Here is a 24,019-nt window from a genome sequence, read left to right on the forward strand (position 1 = left end):
TATGAGTATTATATATTTATTAATCTGCATCAGCATTGTATTAGCTGTTACTTTTCTTTACATCTTTATTAGAGCAGTAAGAAGTGGTCAGTTTGACGATGATTATACTCCTTCAGTACGAATGTTATTTGAAGATGAGTTAAAAAATAGTAAACCCAAAACAAATATAAATTCAGAAAAACAAAATTAATTATGGAAATGCAACAATTTTATTACGACAACAAAATTGTAAATAAGTTCATATACGCAACCATAGTTTTTGGGGTAGTAGGTATGTTAGTAGGGCTATTGTTAGCAACAATGTATTTATTCCCTAATATTACAGATGGTATTTCGTGGTTGAGCTACGGACGATTACGCCCCCTGCATACAAATGCAATCATTTTTGCTTTTGTGGGCAATGCAATGTTTGCTGGTTATTACTACTCAATCCAGCGATTATTAAAAACAAGAATGTATAGCGATTTTTTAAGTAACCTAAATTTTTGGGGATGGCAGTTAATTATTGTTGCGGCTGCTATTTCTTTACCTTTAGGTTATACCACTTCTAAAGAATATGCAGAACTAGAATGGCCAATAGATATTGCTATAGCAGTAATTTGGGTAGTATTTGGTGTTAATATGATTATGACTATTTTACGTCGTAGAGAAAGACACCTTTATGTAGCCATTTGGTTTTATATAGCCACTTTTGTAACGGTAGCAGTATTACATATTTTTAATAGTTTAGAATTACCAGTTAATGGTTTAAAATCATATTCTGTTTATGCAGGCGTTCAAGACGCATTGGTACAATGGTGGTATGGACATAATGCGGTTGCCTTTTTCTTAACAACTCCTTTTCTTGGCTTAATGTATTATTTCATGCCAAAAGCAGCTAACAGACCCGTGTATTCTTACAGATTATCAATTATTCACTTTTGGTCTTTAATATTTCTATATATCTGGGCAGGACCTCACCATTTGTTATATACAGCTTTGCCTGATTGGGCGCAAAATTTAGGGGTAGTATTTTCTGTAATGCTAATTGCGCCCTCTTGGGGAGGTATGATTAACGGACTTTTAACCTTAAGAGGTGTTTGGGATAAAGTACGTACGGATGTTGTATTAAAATTCTTTGTAGTAGCGCTTACAGGTTATGGTATGGCTACTTTTGAAGGCCCTATGTTATCATTAAAGAATGTAAATGCCATAGCACACTTTACGGATTGGATCGTGGCACACGTACACGTTGGTGCTTTAGCTTGGAATGGCTTTATGACTTTTGGTATTATTTATTGGTTGTTACCTAGATTAACAAAAACATCATTATACTCCCAAAAATTAGCTAATTTCCACTTTTGGATAGGAACATTAGGTATCATCATGTACGCTTTACCAATGTATGTGGCTGGTTTTACACAAGCCTCTATGTGGAAACAGTTTAATCCAGACGGATCGTTAGTATATGGTAATTTCTTAGAAACAGTAACTCAAATCATGCCTATGTACGCTATTCGTGCTGTAGGAGGAAGTATGTACTTGATAGGAATGTTAGTAATGGTTTATAATGCTTATAAAACAGTTGTAAACGGACAATCAGTAGAAGATGAATTAGCCGAAGCACCCGCTCTAGTTACGATTGCTCCATATCGTTTAAAAAATGAAAAATTTCATGCTTGGTTAGAAAGAAAACCTGTTCAATTAACAGTTTTAGCTACAATAGCCATTTTAATAGGAGGAATTATACAAATTATTCCAACAATCGTTGTAAAATCTAATATTCCAACTATTTCAAGTGTAAAACCTTACACTCCTTTAGAATTAGAAGGACGTGATTTATATATCCGTGAAGGATGTGTAGGATGTCATTCCCAAATGATTCGTCCTTTCCGATCAGAAGTTGCACGCTATGGAGAGTATTCTAAGTCAGGTGAATATGTATATGATCATCCGTTCTTATGGGGATCAAAACGTACAGGTCCCGATTTATTTAGAGTTGGGGGTAAGTATAATGATAACTGGCATTTTAATCACATGTGGGATCCCCAAAGTACGTCAGCGGGCTCTATTATGCCTGCATACAAATGGTTATTTGATAATAAATCTGCTGATTATTCTCAAATTGAGAAAAAAATGAAAGTAATGCAAACATTAGGAGTGCCTTATACCGAAGAAGACATCAAAAATGCCAAAACATCTATTGCAGAGCAATCAGCTAAAATAGAGACAAATTTGAAAAATGATCCAGATTTTGTAAAAAGTTATGCTGAAAGCGAAAAAAATGCTAAAATCCGTCAAGAAGAATTTGTTCCTATGAAGGATCGTGAAATTGTAGCTCTAATAGCCTATTTACAACGTTTAGGTACTGATATAAAAGTTAAAGATTCTCAAAAATAAAACTATGTTGAAGTTTGTTAAACATACTATGGAAAATATCACAGGAATTGAGATATATCCTATCATTTCATTGTTAATCTTTTTCTTCTTTTTTGTAGGATTGTATTGTTGGGTTTTTACCTATAAAAAAGAAAAGATAAATCAATTAAGTAATTTGCCTTTTGCTGAAGGTACTACAGACGAATTTTTAAATTTATAAAACATAAAACGGCTGTTTTATAGCAGATTGTAGCTCTATATCAAACATAATAAGATAATAGATATATACTGCTAAAAAATAAAATTTAAGCATTATGAAAAAAATATTTCCTATATACGTAAGAATTCCAGCATTTTTTGCCTTGTTTTTCATGGCGATGGAATTTTTTATAGACTCGGGCGACCGTCCAGCTTTTATTAAGTACCCTATACTAAATGTTATTTTATTGATTTTTTTGTTAATTCTGATAGCTGTAGAGTTAGTCCTTAAGGCAACAGATAAAGTTTTAGATACTTTATTAACTGAAGAACAACGTAAAGAAAAAGAATTAGAAGAAAATCTACCTTTTACTAAAACTCAATTTTTTAAAGGAATTATACAAAAATTAACTCGTTCTCGTAAAGTAGAAGAAGAAAATGAGTTAATTATGAATCATAATTACGATGGAATTCAAGAATTGGATAATGTTTTACCTCCTTGGTGGGTGTATCTATTTTATGGGACCATTGCATTTGCATTAATTTATTTAGTCCGTTTTCACATGCTAGGTCATGATGATCAAACAACTGAGTTTGAAAAAGAAATGACTATAGCAAAAGTTCAGGTAGAAGAATATAAGAAGACAGCCCCCGATTTAATGAGCAAAGAAAATGTTACTTTATTAACAGATGCTGAAAGTATTAATGCAGGTAAGGCTATTTTTCAAACAAACTGTATTGCGTGTCATAAGGCAGATGCAGGAGGAGCAATAGGTCCCAATCTAACAGATAAATATTGGGTTTTAGGCGGCGGAATTAAAAATGTATTTAATACCATTATGGAAGGTGGACGTGCTGGTAAGGGTATGATTTCATGGAAAGATCAAATAAAACCATCAGATATACAGAAAATAGCAAGTTATGTATTGAGTTTACAAGGTACCAATCCAGCTGGAGCTAAAGCACCCGAAGGAGATCTATGGGAAGAAGGCGCTACAACTATGCCTGCAACTCAAAACATTTCAGCAACTGTAGATTCAACTAAAGCTAAATAATACTAAATATAAAATTAGTTGCCATTTGAAACAAAGGGAGAAATCCGCTATAAGTATAAAAATATTGTATATGATTTCTCCATTTCACTCTGTTTTATTCAAAATGACATAAAAAATAACAAATTATGGCAGGCCATTTACCATCAGATAGCTTTAGAGATACCATTGCAACTATTGACAAAGAGGGAAAACGTGCATGGATTTTTCCTAAAAAACCAAGTGGGAAATTATATGATAAAAGAAAAATAGTAAGTTATTTTTTGTTAATATTTCTTTTCTCAGCACCTTTTGTAAAAGTAAACGGCAGTCCGTTTTTATTATTTAACGTAATAGAACGAAAATTTTCCATTTTTGGATTTCCATTTTGGCCTCAAGATTTCCATTTGGTCGTAATTTCAATGATCATTGGAGTTGTAGGATTAGCTCTATTTACAGTAGCATTTGGACGCATTTTTTGTGGTTGGATTTGTCCGCAAACTATTTTTATGGAAATGGTTTTTAGACGAATAGAATATTGGATAGAAGGGGATAGAGGAGCGCAAATTAAATTAGCTAAACAAGAATGGAATGCTGAAAAAATAAGAAAAAGATTAACCAAATGGATGCTCTTTTTTATAGCCTCCTTTTTTATAGCCAATGTTTTCTTAGCTTATTTAATAGGAGGTGATTCCGTATTAGACATGGTACGCCAAGGCCCCTTACAAAATACAACGACCCTAATTGCTCTTTTAATTTTTACAGGCGTTTTTTATTTTGTTTTTGCATGGTTTAGAGAACAAGTATGTATTATAGCTTGCCCTTACGGTCGTATGCAAGGAGTCTTGTTAGATAATAAGACAATCAATGTAGCGTATGATCACGTAAGAGGTGAAGGCGAAAGAGGAAGAGGAAAATTTAGGAAAGGAGAAGATAGAACACTATTAGGAAAAGGAGATTGTATTGATTGTCATCAATGCGTAAATGTTTGTCCTACAGGAATAGATATTAGAAATGGAGTTCAGCTAGAGTGTGTTAATTGTACTGCTTGTATAGACGAGTGTAATGCTATTATGACAAGTGTAAACTTACCCATTAACTTAATACGCTATGCAAGTGAAAATGAGATTGTAAAAAAAGAAAAATTTGTTTTTACAACTCGAATGAAAGGATATGTAGCCGTTTTAAGTATTTTAATAGGTATTTTTATAGGAATGCTATTTTTAAGAAATGATGTAGAAGCCACTGTATTACGTTTACCAGGACAATTATTTCAGCATAAAGGAGAAAATATTACAAATGTTTTTACTTATAAAATAGTAAACAAAACCATGGATGATTTTAAAAACGTAACCTTTAAATTAGTTAGTCCAAAAGGAAAAATTGAAATAGTAGGTAAACAAAGTGTTCAGGTTAAAAAAGATAATTTAGCCCAGGGAACTTTGTTTGTAGAAATTCATCCAGCATTTTTGGAAGGAGATAAGACAAAAATAAAAATAGAAATTTATAATAATAAAAGGTTAATAGAAACCACTACTAGTAATTTTTTAGGGCCAAGAAAATTTAATTAGTATAGTTCAACTTTAATAAAACAAAAAGATGACATAAAAATGGATAAAATGGTTTTATTGAGTTAAAAAAAAGGTATGTAATAATAGAATTATGAAAGCAAATTGGGGAACAGGAATTGTGATAGCATTTGGGTTATTTATCACATTCATATTATACTTTGTATTTAAAGTACAAGGAACAAAAGAATACGATCATGAAATGGTTACAGAAGAATATTATAAAAAAGAAATAGGATACCAAGATCAATTAGATAAAGAAAAAAATGCTCTCAATCTAAACGAAAAGGTTATTTTAGAAATTAAAAAAGAAGGACTTATAATAAAATTTCCAAAATCATTTGATTACAAAAATATAATAGGTAAGGTGTCCTTTTATAGACCGTCTAATCAGCAATTAGATTTCGATGTGCCCATATCGTTATCTTCTTCCAATTTGCTCATACCTAAAACCAAGCTGATTGGCGGTCGTTGGGACATTACTATTGACTGGGAATACCAAGGAAACAAATATTTGAATAAAGAGAAAGTAAATTTATAATAGCAAACAATAATCGTATGCCATAAACTACTAAATAATAGTTTTAAAATAATAGGTATATGGTTATTGCTAATCATAAAAAAATGATATACTCAGCATTCATATTAGGTTTAATTAGCAGTTTGCACTGTGTGGGTATGTGCGGACCTATTGCTATGATGTTGCCAGTTGATAGAACTAATCAACTTACAAAAGTTATACAAATTATAACCTATAATATAGGAAGAATCATATCCTATATTTTATTAGGATTGTTTTTTGGTTTGTTGGGTAGAGGGCTTTTTCTTGCTGGTTTTCAGCAAAAAATGTCAATTATGATTGGCATTTTAATGATAGTAATAGTTTTAGTTCCAGAAAAAGTCTTCGCCCAATATAATTTGTCTAAGCCCATCTTAACAATATTAACTAAATTAAAATCGTCATTGGGACAGCAATTTAAAAAGAAAAGCTATCCCTCTATTTTTATGATCGGTTTACTCAACGGATTTTTACCCTGTGGATTAGTATATGTAGCACTTTTTGGAGCGATTGCAATGCAAAAAATTCATTTAAGTATCCTATATATGACTTTGTACGGAATAGGAACCATTCCGATGATGGCAACAGTTGTATACACGGCTAATTTATTAACAATCCCTATACGAAGTAAAATTCAAAAAATAATACCCATAGCAGTTATTGGAGTGGGAATATTATTTGTTTTTAGAGGATTAGGATTAAATATCCCTTTTTTATCTCCCAGTACCATGAGTTTATTAATTCAAAGCACACCACATTGTAAATAAAAGAGATAAAGAAAAATCAATATAGAATTATAATAATAATTTAAATATAAGCAAAAATGGAAAGACACAACCTACTGAACGAATTCCCTGAATTCACTGAAAAAATTCATGATTTAAAAACAAAAGACAATCATTTTAGAAAACTATTTGATGAATACCATGAAGTAGAACATGAAATTCACCGATACAATTCTGGAGCAGAAGTCACTACAGATGCACACATGCACGAGTTAAAAGCTAAAATGTTATTTTTAAAAGATGAAATTTTTTCGATGCTGAAAAATTAATTAGATAAAAAGTGAAAATCGTTTAAGATTTTCACTTTTTTATTTTATTTCAAAAAAACATTCAAAAAAATAAATTTTAAAAGTTATAAAAAAACAGTTCTCATAGCTTTGAATAAAAAAATAGTTCTACTATAATTTTATCCAATAAACAATTTCCTCTATTCATTCCTATCGTTCCTATTGATTAGGTTAAACAAAAAATACGATTACATTCAATACGGTAATAAATAGGGTAAAAATAAAATTTTCCATAAAAAACAACAAAATATAATTATTTTGTAATTTAAAATGATAAATTTGATATTTATTGTAAAAAAAATAAATATAAAATTGAAAACAATGTCTTGATGAAAAAAACAAGCTATATAGGGTAAAAAAACACAATTGAAGAAGATGTAAATTTATGACACAATAACATGTTTTAATACAAGTATAAATATGGCTAACAAACAGTTTCAATACAAGACTATTAAAATAAAAGAACATCTTCCATTAAAAGATTTTAAATACAAATCAACTTGATAAAACATTTCTGTTTTATCGCTAAAAAACAAACAAAAACGAGATGAATATTAGTTGGTCAATGCATATTGTAAAAAAAGGAGATACCTTAGAATCTGTAGCACAAAAATTAGGAATCAGTAGTCAAACACTCAGACAATATCATAATACCTATTGCGATCTAAAAGAAATAATAGAAGAGAATCATCTAAAAGGAATTAGTGCAATCCTATTACCTTCCTCACAAGAAATCCAAGAGTTTAAAGAGTTTGAAAAAAAAAATCAGACCCTTAACAGTCTACCATTACACTACTTACCTCATAATTTTTATAAACCCAGTTACAATATAGAAGAAACAATAGAATCATCAGCAAAAGCTCCCTTTACAGTAAGTTATAAGGCGACCCTAAAAACCACAAGAGAAAAAGAAGGAATCATAGTATCGTTAGCAAACAGCTATTTTCAAAAAGAAGAAGAAACCCCAGAAGATAAGATTTCTACATTAGCCATAGCTTGTATGAACACAATATATCCGATAGAATTTATAATAAATTCCGGAGGTCAGATAATAAACATAAAAAATCATCAAGAAATAATAAACAAATTTAAAGAAAGAAAATTAGACCTTTTAACTTATTTTTCAGGAAAAATAAATCAAGCATATATTGATAAGTTTGAGAAAACTCTAACAGATAGAAAAAAAATTCTAAAGAGTTATTGTTCAACCTTATTATACCAAGTCCTTTTTCCCAATATGAGTTGGTTTAGTGAAGAAGAAAAAAATGATTTTTTTTATTATCAAGCCAATTCGTATAACGTAGAAAGTGCAGTTATAACACAACATAATTTTGAAAACACAGACTATATAAAAACAATTGTTACATCAAATTATGAAGAAGGGAGCACATTTGAAGAAATATTACGTAAAAAAATTATAGAATATTCCCATAATACAATAGATACCCAAGAAGAAGATCTATCAAATTGGCAAGGAAGTATAACTTTTATTTATTACACCTCCAAAAAAGAAAAACAATTACTAAAAGTAGAAGCCGAACTTAAGATAGAAAATAACCAAGAAATATATCTAAAGCATACCTTAAAAATAAATTAACTAAACAAACTAAACCAGTCTATATATGAAAAAATATAGAGTACAAAAAGGCGACACACTCAATAGCCTAGCGGAGAAATTTGCTATAAAAGACGGAGCCAGCCTTCGCGCATTTCACAACATATATTGTCCTTTAGAAGACTTATTAGATTCAGAAGTCGTAGTAGGAAAAGAGCTTCTAATAGCAGAAGAAGCCCCTTATATAAAAGAAAAGCAAGAAAACAATGCCCCACAGAACAACGATACAAAAACAGAAGTAGCAGTATCCCAGAGTTCCAAAGAAGTAGCAAAAAAAGAAACAAGTCCAAGTTCTGACTCCTCCAGCTCCACTCCACACGAAGGCAAGCACTTTGTCGTACAAAAAGGACAATGTCAGTGCAACCAAGGGTTTCAATTTCCATCCTTTAAAGTAACCAGTCATACCAAACATTATTGGAATGATTCCCAAGGCAAGTCTGATTACTTGGCCGTAACAGAAGAAGATATACAACTAAATCCAACAGCACAACCCTTTGGACAATGTAAACTAAAACCCAGCTCCGGAGGGTATTTACCCTGCTCCTTTGCAGCCGCAGGGAAATGGACTAAAACCTATGATAAAGTAAAAATTTTAGACAAAAAATGCGTCACCGAAATATCCGAGTTAATGTGCAGTACAGGCGGTAAAATTACCATTTTAAAACACGGACAAGAAAGTCAAACCAGTAAAAACCAAGTTAAAAAAGCCAATCCACACGAACAACATCTATACAACCCCATTCTGAATTTTGAAGAATTTCAAGAAGAAATTAACAGTGATAATAATGAAATTTGGTAATAAAAAAACAGATTTATAATGAAAAAAGGGATATCCGTAATATCAGGCGTAACCTCGCCCACAGTAGGCGAAAAAATGACCTACCACATATCCGAATGGTACCCCAATACCCCCTTATCTGAAAGAGAAAAAGCCAACGTTACTTGGGAGCTATTCAAAAAAAGAAGCGATGGAAGATTTACCACCACCCATGTTAAGAAAAAAGGAGACAGCAGTTTTACCTTTGGCGAATCTTCGGCAGGAGAAACCTATCGATTAGAAGCCTATTTATACCAACCCGAAGGAGGCGGATTAATCATAACCCCCAAAGCCAGCAGAATCCCCAAAATATGTAAAGTAGACCTAACCTATGTAGACGATAGTAAAGGAAGTGTTTTTAGTTTTACAGAAAAACTACGAGCCAAAGCGCATTGTGTAAATATGTTTAACAAAGAAATCTTATTTACTTTATGGGAAGACGACGCAAAAGGCAGCGGACACAATGCCTCTAACAAACTCATTGATACAAAGAAGGCAAAAGTAGATTTATATGGTAATGTTGTAGTAGACTTTATGCTAACCAAAGCCTTGATGAAGAAAGCCATGCAAGGAGAAGCAGATATAAGAGAACTAGAGTTTTATGTAACAGTAGAATATTACAAAAATAAAAAGCACACAACAACAAACGTAGATATACAAAATCCATTACCTACAGAAAATAAACCCCCTTCTCAGTCTACGGGAATAAAAAAAGCCAAAGGTTCTCCAGCTGAAGAAAAACCAAAAAGCAAGAAAGAGGAAAGTGGCTTATTAAACCCTATTTCCGAAACCTTAGGTGAAATATGGGATTGGGTAGAAACCCAAGGAACTGCCCTAAGAGACAAACCCCACACCATTGAAATCCCGGAGGGAAAAAGCCCCGCTATTGTGGGGAAAACGAAAGTGGAGAAGGCTTCCACTACAGGTACAAGCTGTGGTGAAAGATATTGCATTAAAAAAGGAGACAAGAGTGAACTCATACGAGAAATTAATATTCGTTTAGCGGGTTTTGGCGGAAATGTCCCGACTGATGAATTTACAGACCGCACCGAAAAAATGATTAAACAGTTTCAACGGGATTATATGAAAGTTCCTGAGACAGGTAAGGTTTGTGGTAATGTGTTGAGGGCGATTGATGATTTTTCTACTAAGTTTGATATAGGTGTGCCTTTTTGGAACCAATTAAAATGTAGTTGTTCAACCAAAGGTAGACAAGCTAGTTCTAAATTAAGAGTAATTAAAGAAAAAAATATTTGTGATGGTTTTGGTGATCATACTGGAAAAGGCACATATAAAAAAAAACCTCATAATGAAGCAAATCATAATTATGAATATCCAGGCATACATAGAAGCTTATTGTTTGGTTTAAAAACTTTAAAATTTTATTTCAGCCAGCAAACTATTTATTCTCTAGATTTAATTTCATCTGGATACAGATGTAGATTTAAAAATTACACAACAACAAATCATCAAGGAAAAGCAATTGATATTCAGTTTAGTAAAGGGGATTGGAATATCAGAGGTGAACAAAAAAAGAATTTGGAAACATTGCGAAAAATTAGGGATGAATTTTATATAAAATATTTAGGAGGACAAGAAAATTGGACAAATCCAAATAAATTTTCAATTGAACCAATTGATTTGTTATATAAAAAAAATGGGAGTGTTAGATTTGATCATACTTTTAGTTGGATTCATTTTGATGTTAGACGATTTGATGCAATTTACTTAGAAGATAAATATTTTTGTAAAAATAGTCAGTCCTTAAATGGTAAGAGCATAGTTCAATTAGCAAGAGAAATGGGATTAAATGATTTGTGTAATTGTTTTAGAAGTTTTACACCTCAAGGTAACCCAGAAGCTGAAAAAAAAGACTCGAATGAAAGAGTTGATCCTAAAACCCTAAAACTATCGGATAAAGGCAAACAATTCATAAAAGATTGGGAAAAATTTGAGCCTAAGGCTTATAATGATTCTGAAGGATATTGTACTATTGGGTATGGTCATTTAATAAAAAGAAAAAAATGTGAGGATATTACAATTCCTGATGAATTTAAAAATGGAATAACCAAAGAAAGAGCAAATGAATTATTTGAGCTTAGATTAAAAAAATTCGAAAATTCCGTAAAAAGAGACATCACTGCTCCTCTATATCAATATGAATATGATGCTTTAGTAAGTTTAGTATTTAACACTGGGGAAAATTTTTTAAATACAGGTGGCAAAAATGATGGTGAGACAAAAATTAAAAAAAATATAAATAATAAAGAATATGAAGCAGGAGCTAATGAAATGAAAGATGTCACAAATGGAGGAACTTCTGGTTTAGTAAAAAGAAGAAATGCAGAAATTAAAATGTTTAAAAATAATATATATGATTCAACACATTAAACTTATAAAAATGATTTTATTTATTTATTTAACCAACTTATTATTCCTAGTTTCAGGATGTAAGACTGATTCTAAAAATGGTTTAGAAAAAGAGAATGTTATTTCAAATACAGAAATAACAAATACTTTACCAATTAATGAAGATAAAAAAGATAGTACTTCTGATGATTTAATAGAAAAAAAAGAAAACTTTGAATTAATTGAAGTAAAACAAATATCTAATAACAAAACTGTAGATTCAATTGTATCAAGATTGAAATCGATAAAAATTAATATTACTGACAATAACATCATTATAAATAATATTAAAGCCCAATTTACTGTCAATAAATCAAATTCGAAAAATTTATTTGGTCAAAATTATATATACAAATATTATTCTGACTATCTGTCCAAAAATTACAAAATCAACATACAAAATGAAGTTGATTATATTGAAGTGAGTTATGAAGATTCTCAAAAGTATCCCTTTAAGGATTTTTTTATGGAGGGTGGTATTGCCGTTTTTACTAATGGCTATCTAATTTTACAATACTCTGATTACTTAATAACTTTCAGAAAAAAATCCAGCAATAACAACAATTCAAATAATCTAGTATCTCTCCCATTTGATTATCAAAAATACACAAATGACTGTTACTTAAAAAATAATGCTGAATGTGATAAAAGATATCCTCAAATTCAAGGTAATGAATTGAACTTAGTCACTAGTTTAATTAATAAAAAAATCAACAAGAACAAACCTTATGCAATTTATCATATTGATAATGGTGGGTTATCTTTCGAGACATACATAATTCAAATTCGTGATGATATAGAAGAATATTTTTTAAATCATTTAATGATAAATGTAAAAAACAATATACTGATTTCTAAACAAATGATAGGAATTCAATTAGATGGTGATGCACCCGAAGATCTGACTTATACTGCTAAAACATTTACTTTAAATAAAAATCTAAGTATAGATATTTTCGAAATGAGATTTTCCAAGATTTATAAAAAAATAGAAAGTTATAAATTAAACTCTGATGGAAGTTTATCTAAAATTTAAATAATAGAAAACGGCTTAAAACCGTTTTTCTCAACATTCTTGACAAAGTAAAAACCAATGAAAAAATTCATTTATCTAGCATTAATAGTTGTGTGTTTTTCTTGCAAAAAAGATAATTATATAACAAATAATTTTAACGATTCAAATAAGGAAGACACATCTAAACTTAATAATCAAGAAAGTAACAGTTTAGAAAATCAAGAAAATTCAATAGAATTTGGCAATTTATTCAATGAAGGATCTCAAATAAATTTTACTCCAAGCGATTTAGTTAATCCAAGCAATGAAGAACAAAAAGAATTTAAAAAAAAATTATCTGAATTTGAAAACAGTATTCCAATTGAAGATTTCGATCCAGAGAATTTAAAAATTTTAATTAACAATTCCACTTATTTTGATTCACAATACTATGTAAATAGTCAATGGCTAGACTATTTTATCAAAAAATTCAAATTAGAAAACTATCTTGATTCAATTATGCAAGAAGCAATAAAAAATGAAGACTTTAATGCTGTGAAAATTATTATTGCAAATAATTATATAGTCAATTTGACAAATATAGAAATGGCAAACGAAAGAAAATCTGAACAAAAACTTCTAATTGAAAGAGATGTAAAAGAAAACGAAAACTTTTACATAAAGGAAAAGTCAAAAATAGATGAAATAATTATTCTTTTAAATAAAAAATTTAATTCAAATATGATTTTTGACAAAGATGGTTATTCAAATCTAAGAAGTAAGCCAAGTTCAAATTCAGATATTATAACAAAAATAAATACCAATGAACATATAATAGTTCTTAAATGTATTGAAGAAGATGTTGAGGAAAGCAAAAAAGGATGGTATTATATCGAGACAAAAGATGGTAAAAAAGGCTATGTACACAAATCAAGAATTGTATCAAAATAAATAAAAACGGCCGTAATGCCGTTTTTTGTTGTACGTTCCTTGACAAACTAAAAACTAAAATCAATCACAGGACCCAGTACCATAAAAGCAGGCGAATGGACAGATTACAAAGTATCAAGCTGGTATGATGCAACACCTGCAAACGAACGCAATGAAGCACACGTAAAATGGGTAGCATATCACGATAACAAAGGCAATTGGGAAAAAATCCTAGAAAAAGAGCAAGGACATTTCCGCTTTCAAGAAGGTGCTGTAGGAAACACCTATCTCATTGTGGCATATAGCCACGAACCAGAGCTGGACAATGCCAGTGCAATGAAAGTAAAAGTAGTTTCTGCCGAAAAACGTGAGGTTTTACGAGTAGAAATGACAGATATAAATGATAATAAACTCACTAAAGACCTACCTTACGGGCGCAAAGTAAAAGCAAAAGCCTATACCACTGGAATGGTCGGAGAAAAAATTTTATTCAAAATGTGGGAAGATGATGCAGAAGGTGGTGGACATAGTGAAGAAAACAAATATAATCTTGTCGCTCAAGCTATGGGAAAAGTTGGTGAAAAAGGCCTAGCTATTGTAGAGTTTACCCTAAAACCAGATTTTAAAGTAATCGCAAAGGCGCACGCTGGCAAAGGCGGCGAAGGTAAAACACACGAATACTATGTAACAGCGGTAGCAACGCTAAAATCAAACTATGTTGCAGGAAGTAATTTCAATGTATATTCACCAGAGGAAATAAAAAAAGTAGAAGAAGATCAACTAAAAGGAAATCCACCTAAAGAAAATACTCCTCCAAGCGCAGTTGAAAAAGTCGAAGTAAAACCAGATAAAATTGAAATTGATGTTCCTACTAACGTTACTAAGACTAAAGTAGAAGATTCTAAAACAGACGTTCCAAAAATAGAAGCTCTAATTGATGCCTATTTTGCTAAAGAAGAATTCACTAAGGAAACCACCGAAAAAGCAGGTAAACAGCAATATACGTTTAAAAACGAGAACAAAAATATAGATAAAGACAAAATTGCCACTATCATAAAGAAAAAAGTAGATGCAGACCTAAAGAAAGATAAAAAATATTCGAAACTAGAAGATATAAAAGCTGCTTTAACTAAAACTACTTATGCTAAAAATGAAGTAATCTCTTTTGACGTCTATAAGCTAGGGGCGAATTTTGTTAAAATCAACAATGCTCCACTAGAAGAAGAAATATATGTAGTAGCAAAAACCGTATTGCTAGATGGGAAAGAAGTAAACATTAAAATAAAAGAAAAAGAAGAAATTTTAATAGCTAAAACTGCCGATTTACCCGTTCAAGAAGCGAAAAAAGAGGGTGCAGAACTAACCACATTAAAAGCTACAGTAGAAAAAGGAGAAGCTAAAATAAAAATTAAGCTACGCCCAAAATCTGATGAGGATTTAAAAAAGTGGAAAGAAAAACTGGCTGGAATAAAAGACGGACAGTATACATATACTTTTGGAGGTAAAAATGACACTAGTACTGATGCCAAGAAAAAAACGGTTGCTGGCGTAATTATTAAAAAAATAAAAGACGAATTAGCTAAAAATAAAAAATTTTCTAAAGCTGAGGATATTGTAAAATCATTGGCAAATGTCTCGTATGACAAAGGCGAAAAAATCACTTTCGACACCTACAAAGTACCGACCGAATACCTATGGCTACAGGCAGAATGCCAGGGTAACGTTAAAAAACACGAAGGGGAATTTTTGAAAAAAGAGGGGTCTTATTTTGAAATAGGAAAAAAATGTGAGTGTGAAGCTAAGATTAGGGCTTTTATGAGAGTATTGAGAATAGCCAATGATTTTATTTCTAATAAGCAGGCCAATTATACGCATTTTTTGATGAAGAAGACTGGTGCTTTGTAGAGACTAAAGATGGTAAAAAAGCTATGTACAAATCAAGAATTGTATCAAAATAAGTAAGAGGCTGTCTAAGTACACTGACCCCAAATAGTATCTAACTTTTTGGTGCAGTGCATTTTTTAGACAGTCTCAAAACGAGTTGTATAGCTAAGAAAAAGTATTTTTTTTCTTAGACTTTACTTTTTTATCACAAAATATAATGCGGAATTTGTTATAAAGTCTGCTGTCATACATTTTTTTTAGTAAGGCTAATAAAAATTTTATGTTTTAGATGTAAAAATTTTATTATCAAATTCATTTATGCCGAGACCTAATAAAGTACCTAATAAAGTAATATGAATCATAATATTCATCCAATTTCCTGATGGTATATGAACCGTCGCTAGGGCAATAAACATCACAAGTGATAAAAAGCTGTAAGAATAAAAAAGTTTTTTATTAATAATAAGAAAAATACCAGCAATTAATTCTAATAAAGCTAAAATAAGGGCTAAAATAAAAGTTCCTTTATGGCCTAAAAAACTCCAACCAGTAGATTTTAAAAAATTAGCCATATTTTGTAAACCTACACCTCCTAAAAAACCTTCAAATAATTTTTCAAGTCCGCCCCAAATAAATAATAGACCAAAGGCTATTCTGATGATTAAATTTCCCGATTTCATTTTGATAAAATTTTAAAAGTTAATTAAAGTTCAGATGCAATTGGAAAGTCAATGGCAAACTCCGTTAAATTGTGTAGGTAATTACTAATTATTTTGTCTCCTACGATAATAACGAGATCAATTAAATTGGCTTCTGTATAGCCTGCAGCAAAAAAAGAGGCTTTACTTGTTTCAGTTGCTTTACCACGATTTTCTACTACTGAAGCGGTAAATTTAGCCAAAGCGTCTAATTTAGGATCAAAAGAAGCAAAACCCTTACGAAGTTCTATTACCTGCTCTTCTGTAAAACCATTCATCTTACCTAGCATAGTATGGGCTGATAGACAATAACGGCATCCATTAATTTGACTTGTTACAAGATTGATTACTTCTCTTTCCTTTGCCTTAAGTGTACTTTTTCTATTTTGCAAAGTAAGATAATCGCTTAATGCGGTTTCATTTTTTGCGTAATAAGCGTATAAATTAGGTATAAAACCTAAGTTTTTTTGAAGATTGTCAAAAATTACTTGATTGTTTTCTGATACTTCTTCTCGAGTTGGAATTGTAAACTTTGTCATTGTTTTATTTTTTATGTTATTGGAATAATTACAATGCAAAGATCAGGTAATAGTAAGATCAAGGGTTAGGTTTTCGTTCCCGATGAGTTGGCAATATTTCCCAATAATGAGTTTTTAAATTCAGAAGGGCTGATTTTTTCAGATTTTTTAAAAAAACGACTAAATGATTGTATATCTTCAAAGCCAAGTTCGTATGCTATTTCTTTAACTGCCTTATCAGTATACCTAAGCATTCTTTTGGCTTCTAAAAGTTTTCTTTCATGAATGATTTGTAAAGGGCTTTTTTTGGAAACTTGTGAAAAAATATTAGCCAGTGTTTTTGCTGATTTATTTAATAAGCTGGCATATTCTTTTACGGTATGTTTTTGTTTAAAATGTTGTTCTACCAAAAAATGAAATTCTCTAACAATATCAATTTCTTTTGTCTCTAATTTAAATAAGTTTTGTTGTAATTTGTAAATGCGTGTACAAAGAATAATAAATCTTTTTAACATCATTTGAAGCATTTCTAATTGTAAACTATCTTTTGATTGCATCTCAATTAAAAACATTTGCCATAACGTTTCAAATTTATCAATTTCATCTTCTGGTATTTGAAAATAAGGTAATTGATTAGCTCCATAAAAGAGTAATCCCTTGCAGCTTACTTCGCTGTCATGATCTTTAACACAATAAAATTCACGATTAAATTTTATAACCCTTGCTGCTTCTAAATGATCAATTTCAATTTTATGAAAAGATGTAAGACATAAAATAGTATTATTAGCAAGATTTAAAGTATTTCCTTCATAAGAAAAATCCGCTTGGTCACTTTTTATCCATATAAATAAAAGAGGATAAGACAAAGTGTTGTCTAATGTTAATAAACTGCCAGTATGGAGGTTTATTAGTTCTATGTATTCATTATTTAATCCGCTATATATCATTAGAAAGAGCTCTTTAATAAAGTTTTTAGTGGCTTTAATGTGTAAAAAAACAAACTCAAATATAATTAAAATAGTTCGTTTAAAAGAAAGACTTTATTATATCTTATATAATGGTAATATATTTAATAAAGCAATTGGAAGATATGAATGAAGAATGAAATTGAATATAAAAAGTATGAGCTCGAACTTATCGAGCTCATATTCTAATTAAAGCAATTATAAACTAATTGATGTTTTTGAGTGCAGTGTATAACGGCATTCTTTTTTATATAGGATAAAATTATTTTATTAAACCTCTAGAAATAACAATTCTTTGAATTTCAGAAGTTCCTTCATAAATTTGAGTAATTTTAGCATCACGCATCATTCTTTCTACATGATATTCACTAACGTATCCGTTACCACCGTGTATCTGAACTGCTTCTATTGTTACATTCATTGCAGTTTCTGAAGCAAATAATTTAGCCATTGCGCCAGAATGAGATATATCTTGTCCTGCATCTTTTTCACAAGCAGCTTTTAAACAAAGCATTCTTGCAGCAGTAATTTGGGTAGCCATATCTGCTAATTTAAAAGCAATAGCTTGATGTTGGAAAATTGGTTTTTTGAAAGCTACACGTTCTTGTGAATATTTTAATGCTAAATCGTAAGCACCAGAAGCAATACCTAAAGCTTGAGAAGCAATACCAATACGTCCACCATTTAAAACAGCCATAGCAAAATTAAAACCAAAACCATCTTCACCTATACGGTTTTCTTTTGGTACTTTTACATCCGAAAACATAAGAGAATGTGTGTCAGAACCTCTGATTCCCATTTTTTTCTCTTTAGGGCCTATAGAAAAACCTTCCCATCCTTTTTCAACGATAAAAGCATTGATTCCTTTATGTCCTTTTTCAGCATCTGTTTGAGCAATAACGATATAGGTAGAAGCAGATCCACCATTTGTTATCCAGTTTTTAGTACCATTTAATAAATAATGATCTCCTTTGTCAATTGCCGTCGTTTTTTGGGAAGTAGCATCTGAACCAGCTTCAGGCTCAGACAAACAAAAAGCACCAATAACATCACCTTTAGCAAGAGGAACTAAATACTTCATTTTTTGCTCTTCACTAGCAAATTTTTCCAAACCTGCGCATACTAATGAGTTATTTACGGACATGATTACAGCTGCAGAAGCATCAATTTTAGCTATTTCTTCCATAGCCAGTACATAAGAAACGCTATCTAAACCTGCTCCTCCATATTTAGGATCAACCATCATACCTAAAAAGCCTAGTTCAGCCATTTTTTTTACTTGTTCCGTTGGAAATATAGAATGTTCATCTCTTTCTATAACACCTGGTAATAATTCAACCTGAGCAAAATCTTTTGCAGCTTGCTGAATCATTAAATGTTCCTCGCTTAAATTAAAGTTCATTGTATTTTTGTGTTTTTGTTTTATAAAAGTTTTCAAATATAGTTATTTATACTAATTTACCAATAAGTTTGATTATTTTTGCAGGTTATGGAAAAAAAGTTTTTTAATGTTATAGGCGTTATGTCGGGCACCTCTTTAGACGGGGTTGATTTAGCCCATATTTTTTTCAAAGAAGAAGATCAAACTTGGAAATTTGAAATATTAGAAGTAGAAACGGTACCTTATGACCAAGAGTGGGTATTAAGGTTAAAATTAGCTGTAAACTATAATCAACAAGATTTAGAAAAGTTAAATGAGGATTATACGCTATATCTAAGTTCTATCATTAATAAATTTATAAATCAATACCAATTAAATAATGTAGATGCTATTTGTTCACACGGGCATACTATTTTACATCAACCAGAAAAAGGTATTACCCTACAAATAGGTAATTTACCCATGATAGCTCATTTAGTTAAGCAGACGGTAGTGTGTGATTTTAGAGTTCAAGATGTTAATAAAGGAGGACAAGGAGCCCCTTTAGTTCCCATAGGAGATCATATTCTGTTTTCAGATTTTGATTATTGTTTGAATTTAGGAGGATTTTCTAATATTTCATTTCAACTATTAGATAAAAGAATTGCTTTTGATATTTCTCCAGTAAATACGGTTTTGAATTTCTTTGCAGAAAAAACAGGAAATAACTTTGATGACAAAGGAGCTATGGCTAGATCTGGATCTATTAATCATTCTTTGTTAATGAAGTTAAATCAATTAGCCTATTATCAATTACCTTTTCCTAAATCTTTAGGAATAGAATATGTAAAAAGTCAAATATTACCGATTATCAAACAATTTGAAGGTTTAAGTATTCCAGATATTTTATGCACATTTTCAGAGCATATTGCCGTTCAAATTAAAAATGTATTATTAAATAAATCAGGGAAAATGCTAGTTACGGGAGGAGGAGTGTATAATGATTATTTAATTGAAAGAATCAGAAATAATAATCCTAATATAAAAGTTTTAATTCCTGATCAAAAAATAATTGAGTTTAAAGAAGCATTAATTTTTGCATTTTTAGGCGTTTTAAAATTAGAAAATAAAATAAATGTACTCTCCAGTGTAACAGGCGCTTCAGAAGATCATTCGGCAGGTTACATATATAAGATTAAATCAGAATAAAGCAATCATTTTTTGGAATAAAATTTAAATGTGGTACATTTGTATTACCCTAAAATATTGAAAATTATGAAATTGAAAAAGTTATTTTTTCTTGCTTTAATGTGTACCGCTTTTATCTCTAATGCGCAAACACAATTTGAAACAGACGGCGTAATAGTTCCCAGAACTATAGAGGTAAATGGAGGAAAAAAAATTCAATTAAATGGATTTGGAACTCGATCAAAGGCTTGGGTTGATGTATATGTACAAGCTTTATACTTAACTGCTTTATCTCAAGATCCACACGTGATTATGGATAGTGAAACAGATATGGCTATTCGTATTGAAATAATTTCAAAAATGGTTACAGCTCGTAAACTAACTAATGCAATGGAAAAAGGGTTTGAAAAATCATGTGGAGAAAAATTAAACGCCATGATGCCTAAAATTAACCAATTTAAGTCATTGCTTTCGGAAGAAATAGTGAAAGGAGATGTGTATGTATTATCTTATAATCCCAAAGAAGAAGCTATTACAGTTACTAAAAATGAAAAATTAAAAGGTAAAGTAGAAGGGAAAGACTTTAAAAAAGCTCTTTTTGGTATTTGGTTATCAGATGAACCAGCAGATGAAGATTTAAAGAATGAACTTTTAGGAAAACATTAAAAGAATAAGTCCTTGAAAAAAGTTGTGCAAAATAATTACATTTGCACAACTTTTTTCATAAAATACACATCTAAAATTAATATATAATATGAAAGAGCTTTTAAAGAAATTTGAAAATAAAGAACCAGAAGTCGTATTTCATTGGAAAGATCCAGAAACAGATGCAGAAGGTTGGACTGTAATTAATTCATTGCGTGGAGGGGCTGCAGGAGGAGGAACTCGTATGCGTAAAGGTTTAGATATGAATGAAGTTTTATCTTTAGCTAAAACAATGGAGGTTAAATTTTCAGTTTCTGGACCAGCTATAGGTGGAGCAAAGTCAGGAATTAATTTTGATCCAAATGATCCAAGAAAAAAAGAAGTCCTGCAACGTTGGTATAAAGCCGTATCTCCCTTGTTGAAAAGCTATTATGGTACTGGAGGTGATTTAAATGTAGATGAAATTCATGAAGTAATACCAATGACCGAAGAATGCGGTGTTTGGCATCCACAAGAAGGTGTTTTTAATGGCCATTTTAAGCCTACTGAAGCAGATAAAATCAATCGTATTGGACAATTACGTCAAGGAGTTGTAAAAGTTATAGAAAACACAACTTTTTCGCCAGATATTCATAAAAAATATACCGTAGCTGATATGATTACAGGTTACGGAGTTGCACAAGCCGTAAGACATTATTATGATATTTATGGAGGTAATGTTGCGGGTAAAAAAGCCATTGTTCAAGGTTTTGGAAATGTGGGATCAGCCGCTGCTTTTTATTTAGCAGAAATGGGAGCCAAGATTGTAGGAATTATAGATAGAGAAGGAGGGCTTATTAATAAAAACGGTTTTACTTTTGAAGAAATTAGAACGTTATTTCTTAATAAAGATGGCAACAAATTAGTAGCAAATAATATGCTTTCTTTTGCCGAAATTAATAAAGAAATTTGGACTATAGGAGCTGAAATTTTTGCACCATGCGCCGCTTCTCGTTTAGTTACAAAAGAACAAGTAGAAAACATGATAACATCAGGATTAGAAGTAATCTCTTGTGGAGCTAATGTTCCTTTTGCCGATAAAGAAATTTTCTTTGGTCCTATTATGGAGGAAACAGATAGCAAAATAAGTTTGATTCCTGATTTTATTTCAAATTGTGGAATGGCTCGCGTTTTTGCTTATTTCATGGAACGAAAAGTACAAATGACAGACGAAGCTATTTTTAATGATACTTCAGATGTTATTAAAACGGCTATCCAAAAAACATTTGATTCAAGTTCTGATAAAAAGAATATAAGTGCAAGAGCTTTTGAAATAGCCTTAAAGCAATTAGTATAATTTTTATAGTCTTTAAAAAATAATATTTTAAAAAGAAATAAGATTTAAATGCAATACGAATTGTTTTGTTTCTTGCTTCTTCAAATTTCCTTTTACTGATTAAAGTAAGGTGATTTTTGAATTAAAATAATAAGATTTCAACTTTTTGAATCGTTTTAATTTTTATAGATTTATGTAAAAAGAGAATATCATAATTTTTTGAATATTCTCTTTTTTAGTTGTAAAATATTACCCAAGCCAGCCTTCTCGGTCTAAACTCCTGTATTGTATTGCTTCCGCTATATGATCCGCTTGGACATTTTCTGAATTTTCAAGATCGGCAATCGTGCGAGACACTTTTAAAATTCTATCATAAGCTCTAGCAGATAAGTTTAAACGATCCATAGCAGTTTTTAATAAATGGATAGAATCGGCATCTAAAAGACAATATTCTCTTATTTGTTTTGTTGTCATTTGAGCATTGTAGTGTAAATGATCATATTTTTCGAATCTTAAACTCTGAATTTCGCGTGCTTTACAAACTCTCTTTCTAATTTCAAAACTAGATTCTGATGGTTTATTATCCGAAAGTTTTTCAAAAGGTACAGGGGTTACTTCTATATGTAAATCTATTCGATCCAACAAAGGACCTGATATTTTACTCATATAACGCTGCATTTCATTAGCAGTGCCACTTAATTTAGAATTAGAATCATGAAAATATCCACTAGGACTAGGATTCATACTAGCAACAAGCATAAAAGAAGAGGGGTAGGTAATGGTAAATTTAGCTCTTGCTATTGTTACTTCTCGATCCTCTAACGGCTGTCGCATTACTTCCAAAACTTCTCGTTTAAACTCAGGTAGTTCATCTAAAAAAAGAACACCATTATGGGCTAAAGAAATTTCGCCAGGTTGTGGATAACTGCCTCCTCCAACTAAAGAAACACTTGAGGCAGAATGATGAGGTGCTCTAAAAGGACGTTGATTCATTAAGCCTGAATCCTTAGCTTTTCCAGCAACACTGTGTATTTTAGTTGTTTCCAATGCTTCTTTTAGTGTCATAGGAGGTAAAATGCTGGGTAGTCGTTTGGCTAACATAGTTTTACCCGATCCAGGAGGTCCAATTAAAATGATGTTATGACCTCCAGCTGCCGCTATTTCCATACATCTTTTAATAGATTCTTGCCCTCTTACTTCTGCAAAATCAAATTCTGCAAAATCAATAGTTTTAAAAAATTCTTCACGAGTGTTGATTTTTGTAGGCTCTAGTTGTATTTTCTTTTCAAAAAAATCAATAATTTCACGTACATTTTCAATACCATAAACCGCCAAATCAGATACAATAGCTGCTTCATTAGCATTTTGTTTTGGCAAGAAAAAACCTTTAAAACCTTCTTCTCTAGCTTTTATAGCAATAGGAAGAGCTCCTTTTATAGGTTGTAAACTCCCATCTAAAGAAAGTTCACCCATTATAATGTATTCCTTTATTTGGGCTTCATTAATTTGTCCAGAAGCAGCTAAAATACCTATTGCAATTGTTAAATCATAAGCAGATCCTTCTTTGCGTAAATCGGCTGGGGCCATATTTACAATTATTTTTTTTCCAGGAAATTGATAATGATTATTCTTAAGAGCAGCTGCTATTCTAAAACAACTTTCCTTAATGGTACTATCAGGTAGTCCTACTAGATGATAACCAATCCCTTTTTCTGTATTTACTTCTACTGTAATAGTAGTAGCATCTACACCAAATACGGCACTTCCAAATACTTTTACTAACATGGCTTATATTATTTTAAATGGCTTATATATGACAAAAGTAATAAAAACATTTATTATTTAATTTTGTTCTTAAATAAATGTTAAAATTTTAATAAATAAACTCTAAATAG

22 protein-coding genes are annotated in these 24,019 nt (G+C 30.8%); 17 read left to right on the forward strand and 5 right to left on the reverse strand.

Going from position 1 to position 24,019, the window contains the following annotated elements; translation table 11 throughout:
* The first annotated feature begins 1 nt into the window (after position 1).
* From ccoS to NAB20_RS10100, 14 genes are all read left to right on the forward strand, one after another.
* Entirely contained in the window at positions 2–190 is a 189-nt protein-coding gene (gene ccoS / locus NAB20_RS10035; RefSeq protein WP_088391602.1) for a cbb3-type cytochrome oxidase assembly protein CcoS, read from the forward strand.
* A 2-nt stretch (positions 191–192) separates the two neighbouring features.
* Entirely contained in the window at positions 193–2,379 is a 2,187-nt protein-coding gene (gene ccoN, locus NAB20_RS10040; RefSeq protein ID WP_235878105.1) for a cytochrome-c oxidase, cbb3-type subunit I, read from the forward strand.
* A gap of 4 nt (positions 2,380–2,383) precedes the next feature.
* The gene (locus NAB20_RS10045) at positions 2,384–2,578 is read left to right on the forward strand and encodes a CcoQ/FixQ family Cbb3-type cytochrome c oxidase assembly chaperone (RefSeq protein WP_088391606.1); all 195 of its coding nucleotides are present in this window, start codon (positions 2,384–2,386) and stop codon (positions 2,576–2,578) included.
* A 94-nt stretch (positions 2,579–2,672) separates the two neighbouring features.
* Positions 2,673–3,611, forward strand: coding sequence for a cbb3-type cytochrome c oxidase N-terminal domain-containing protein (locus tag NAB20_RS10050; RefSeq protein ID WP_375605071.1), 939 nt, complete (start codon positions 2,673–2,675; stop codon positions 3,609–3,611).
* 125 nt (positions 3,612–3,736) lie between these two features.
* Positions 3,737–5,158 (forward strand): cytochrome c oxidase accessory protein CcoG, encoded by a 1,422-nt coding sequence (gene ccoG, locus NAB20_RS10055; protein ID WP_375605072.1) that lies wholly within the window; start codon positions 3,737–3,739, stop codon positions 5,156–5,158.
* A gap of 91 nt (positions 5,159–5,249) precedes the next feature.
* A complete protein-coding gene (locus tag NAB20_RS10060; RefSeq protein WP_105196775.1) occupies positions 5,250–5,696 on the forward strand; it encodes a FixH family protein in 447 nt (148 codons plus the stop codon).
* A gap of 83 nt (positions 5,697–5,779) precedes the next feature.
* On the forward strand, positions 5,780–6,481 hold the full coding sequence (locus NAB20_RS10065) for a sulfite exporter TauE/SafE family protein (RefSeq protein WP_105196806.1): 702 nt from the start codon (positions 5,780–5,782) through the stop codon (positions 6,479–6,481).
* 56 nt (positions 6,482–6,537) lie between these two features.
* A complete protein-coding gene (locus tag NAB20_RS10070; protein WP_088391614.1) occupies positions 6,538–6,768 on the forward strand; it encodes a YdcH family protein in 231 nt (76 codons plus the stop codon).
* 565 nt (positions 6,769–7,333) lie between these two features.
* A complete protein-coding gene (locus NAB20_RS10075) occupies positions 7,334–8,383 on the forward strand; it encodes a LysM peptidoglycan-binding domain-containing protein (protein ID WP_105196774.1) in 1,050 nt (349 codons plus the stop codon).
* Positions 8,384–8,408: 25 nt separating this feature from the next.
* Positions 8,409–9,200: a DUF4280 domain-containing protein gene (locus NAB20_RS10080; RefSeq protein WP_105196285.1), complete on the forward strand. Its 792-nt coding sequence runs from the start codon at positions 8,409–8,411 to the stop codon at positions 9,198–9,200.
* 18 nt (positions 9,201–9,218) lie between these two features.
* Entirely contained in the window at positions 9,219–11,609 is a 2,391-nt protein-coding gene (locus NAB20_RS10085) for a glycoside hydrolase family protein (protein ID WP_375605073.1), read from the forward strand.
* On the forward strand, positions 11,593–12,663 hold the full coding sequence (locus tag NAB20_RS10090) for a hypothetical protein (RefSeq protein ID WP_375605074.1): 1,071 nt from the start codon (positions 11,593–11,595) through the stop codon (positions 12,661–12,663). Before NAB20_RS10085 ends, NAB20_RS10090 begins: the two co-directional genes overlap by 17 nt.
* 57 nt (positions 12,664–12,720) lie before the next feature.
* Positions 12,721–13,572 carry an SH3 domain-containing protein gene (locus NAB20_RS10095; protein WP_375605075.1) on the forward strand — a complete coding sequence of 284 codons (852 nt, stop codon included), beginning with the start codon at positions 12,721–12,723 and terminating at the stop codon, positions 13,570–13,572.
* Between the two features lie 315 nt (positions 13,573–13,887).
* Positions 13,888–15,456, forward strand: a complete 1,569-nt coding sequence (locus NAB20_RS10100) for a hypothetical protein (RefSeq protein ID WP_127823152.1) — start codon at positions 13,888–13,890, stop codon at positions 15,454–15,456.
* Positions 15,457–15,713: 257 nt separating this feature from the next.
* On the opposite strand, the gene NAB20_RS10105 is transcribed toward NAB20_RS10100, so the two are convergent.
* From NAB20_RS10105 to NAB20_RS10120, 4 genes are all read right to left on the reverse strand, one after another.
* Positions 15,714–16,115 (reverse strand): DoxX family membrane protein, encoded by a 402-nt coding sequence (locus NAB20_RS10105; RefSeq protein ID WP_127823151.1) that lies wholly within the window; start codon positions 16,113–16,115, stop codon positions 15,714–15,716.
* Positions 16,116–16,138: 23 nt separating this feature from the next.
* The gene (locus NAB20_RS10110; RefSeq protein WP_088391722.1) at positions 16,139–16,672 is read right to left on the reverse strand and encodes a carboxymuconolactone decarboxylase family protein; all 534 of its coding nucleotides are present in this window, start codon (positions 16,670–16,672) and stop codon (positions 16,139–16,141) included.
* A 65-nt stretch (positions 16,673–16,737) separates the two neighbouring features.
* On the reverse strand, positions 16,738–17,598 hold the full coding sequence (locus tag NAB20_RS10115) for an AraC family transcriptional regulator (protein WP_088391720.1): 861 nt from the start codon (positions 17,596–17,598) through the stop codon (positions 16,738–16,740).
* Between the two features lie 280 nt (positions 17,599–17,878).
* Complete coding sequence (locus tag NAB20_RS10120; RefSeq protein WP_127823150.1) at positions 17,879–19,018, reverse strand: acyl-CoA dehydrogenase; 1,140 nt, start codon at positions 19,016–19,018, stop codon at positions 17,879–17,881.
* Between the two features lie 87 nt (positions 19,019–19,105).
* Between NAB20_RS10120 and NAB20_RS10125 the strand changes: the two genes are divergently transcribed.
* The 3 genes from NAB20_RS10125 (at position 19,106) to NAB20_RS10135 (ending at position 22,145) form a co-directional block, all read left to right on the forward strand.
* A complete protein-coding gene (locus tag NAB20_RS10125) occupies positions 19,106–20,185 on the forward strand; it encodes an anhydro-N-acetylmuramic acid kinase (protein WP_088391716.1) in 1,080 nt (359 codons plus the stop codon).
* Positions 20,186–20,251: 66 nt separating this feature from the next.
* A complete protein-coding gene (locus NAB20_RS10130; protein ID WP_240668941.1) occupies positions 20,252–20,830 on the forward strand; it encodes a chalcone isomerase family protein in 579 nt (192 codons plus the stop codon).
* An 88-nt stretch (positions 20,831–20,918) separates the two neighbouring features.
* Entirely contained in the window at positions 20,919–22,145 is a 1,227-nt protein-coding gene (locus tag NAB20_RS10135; RefSeq protein WP_375605076.1) for a Glu/Leu/Phe/Val dehydrogenase dimerization domain-containing protein, read from the forward strand.
* Between the two features lie 228 nt (positions 22,146–22,373).
* Here the strand turns inward: NAB20_RS10135 and NAB20_RS10140 are convergent, their stop codons facing one another.
* Positions 22,374–23,909, reverse strand: coding sequence for a YifB family Mg chelatase-like AAA ATPase (locus NAB20_RS10140; protein WP_105196550.1), 1,536 nt, complete (start codon positions 23,907–23,909; stop codon positions 22,374–22,376).
* Positions 23,910–24,019 lie beyond the last annotated feature (110 nt).

This window comes from Flavobacterium davisii (assembly GCF_042182265.1).
Taxonomy (GTDB): domain Bacteria; phylum Bacteroidota; class Bacteroidia; order Flavobacteriales; family Flavobacteriaceae; genus Flavobacterium; species Flavobacterium davisii.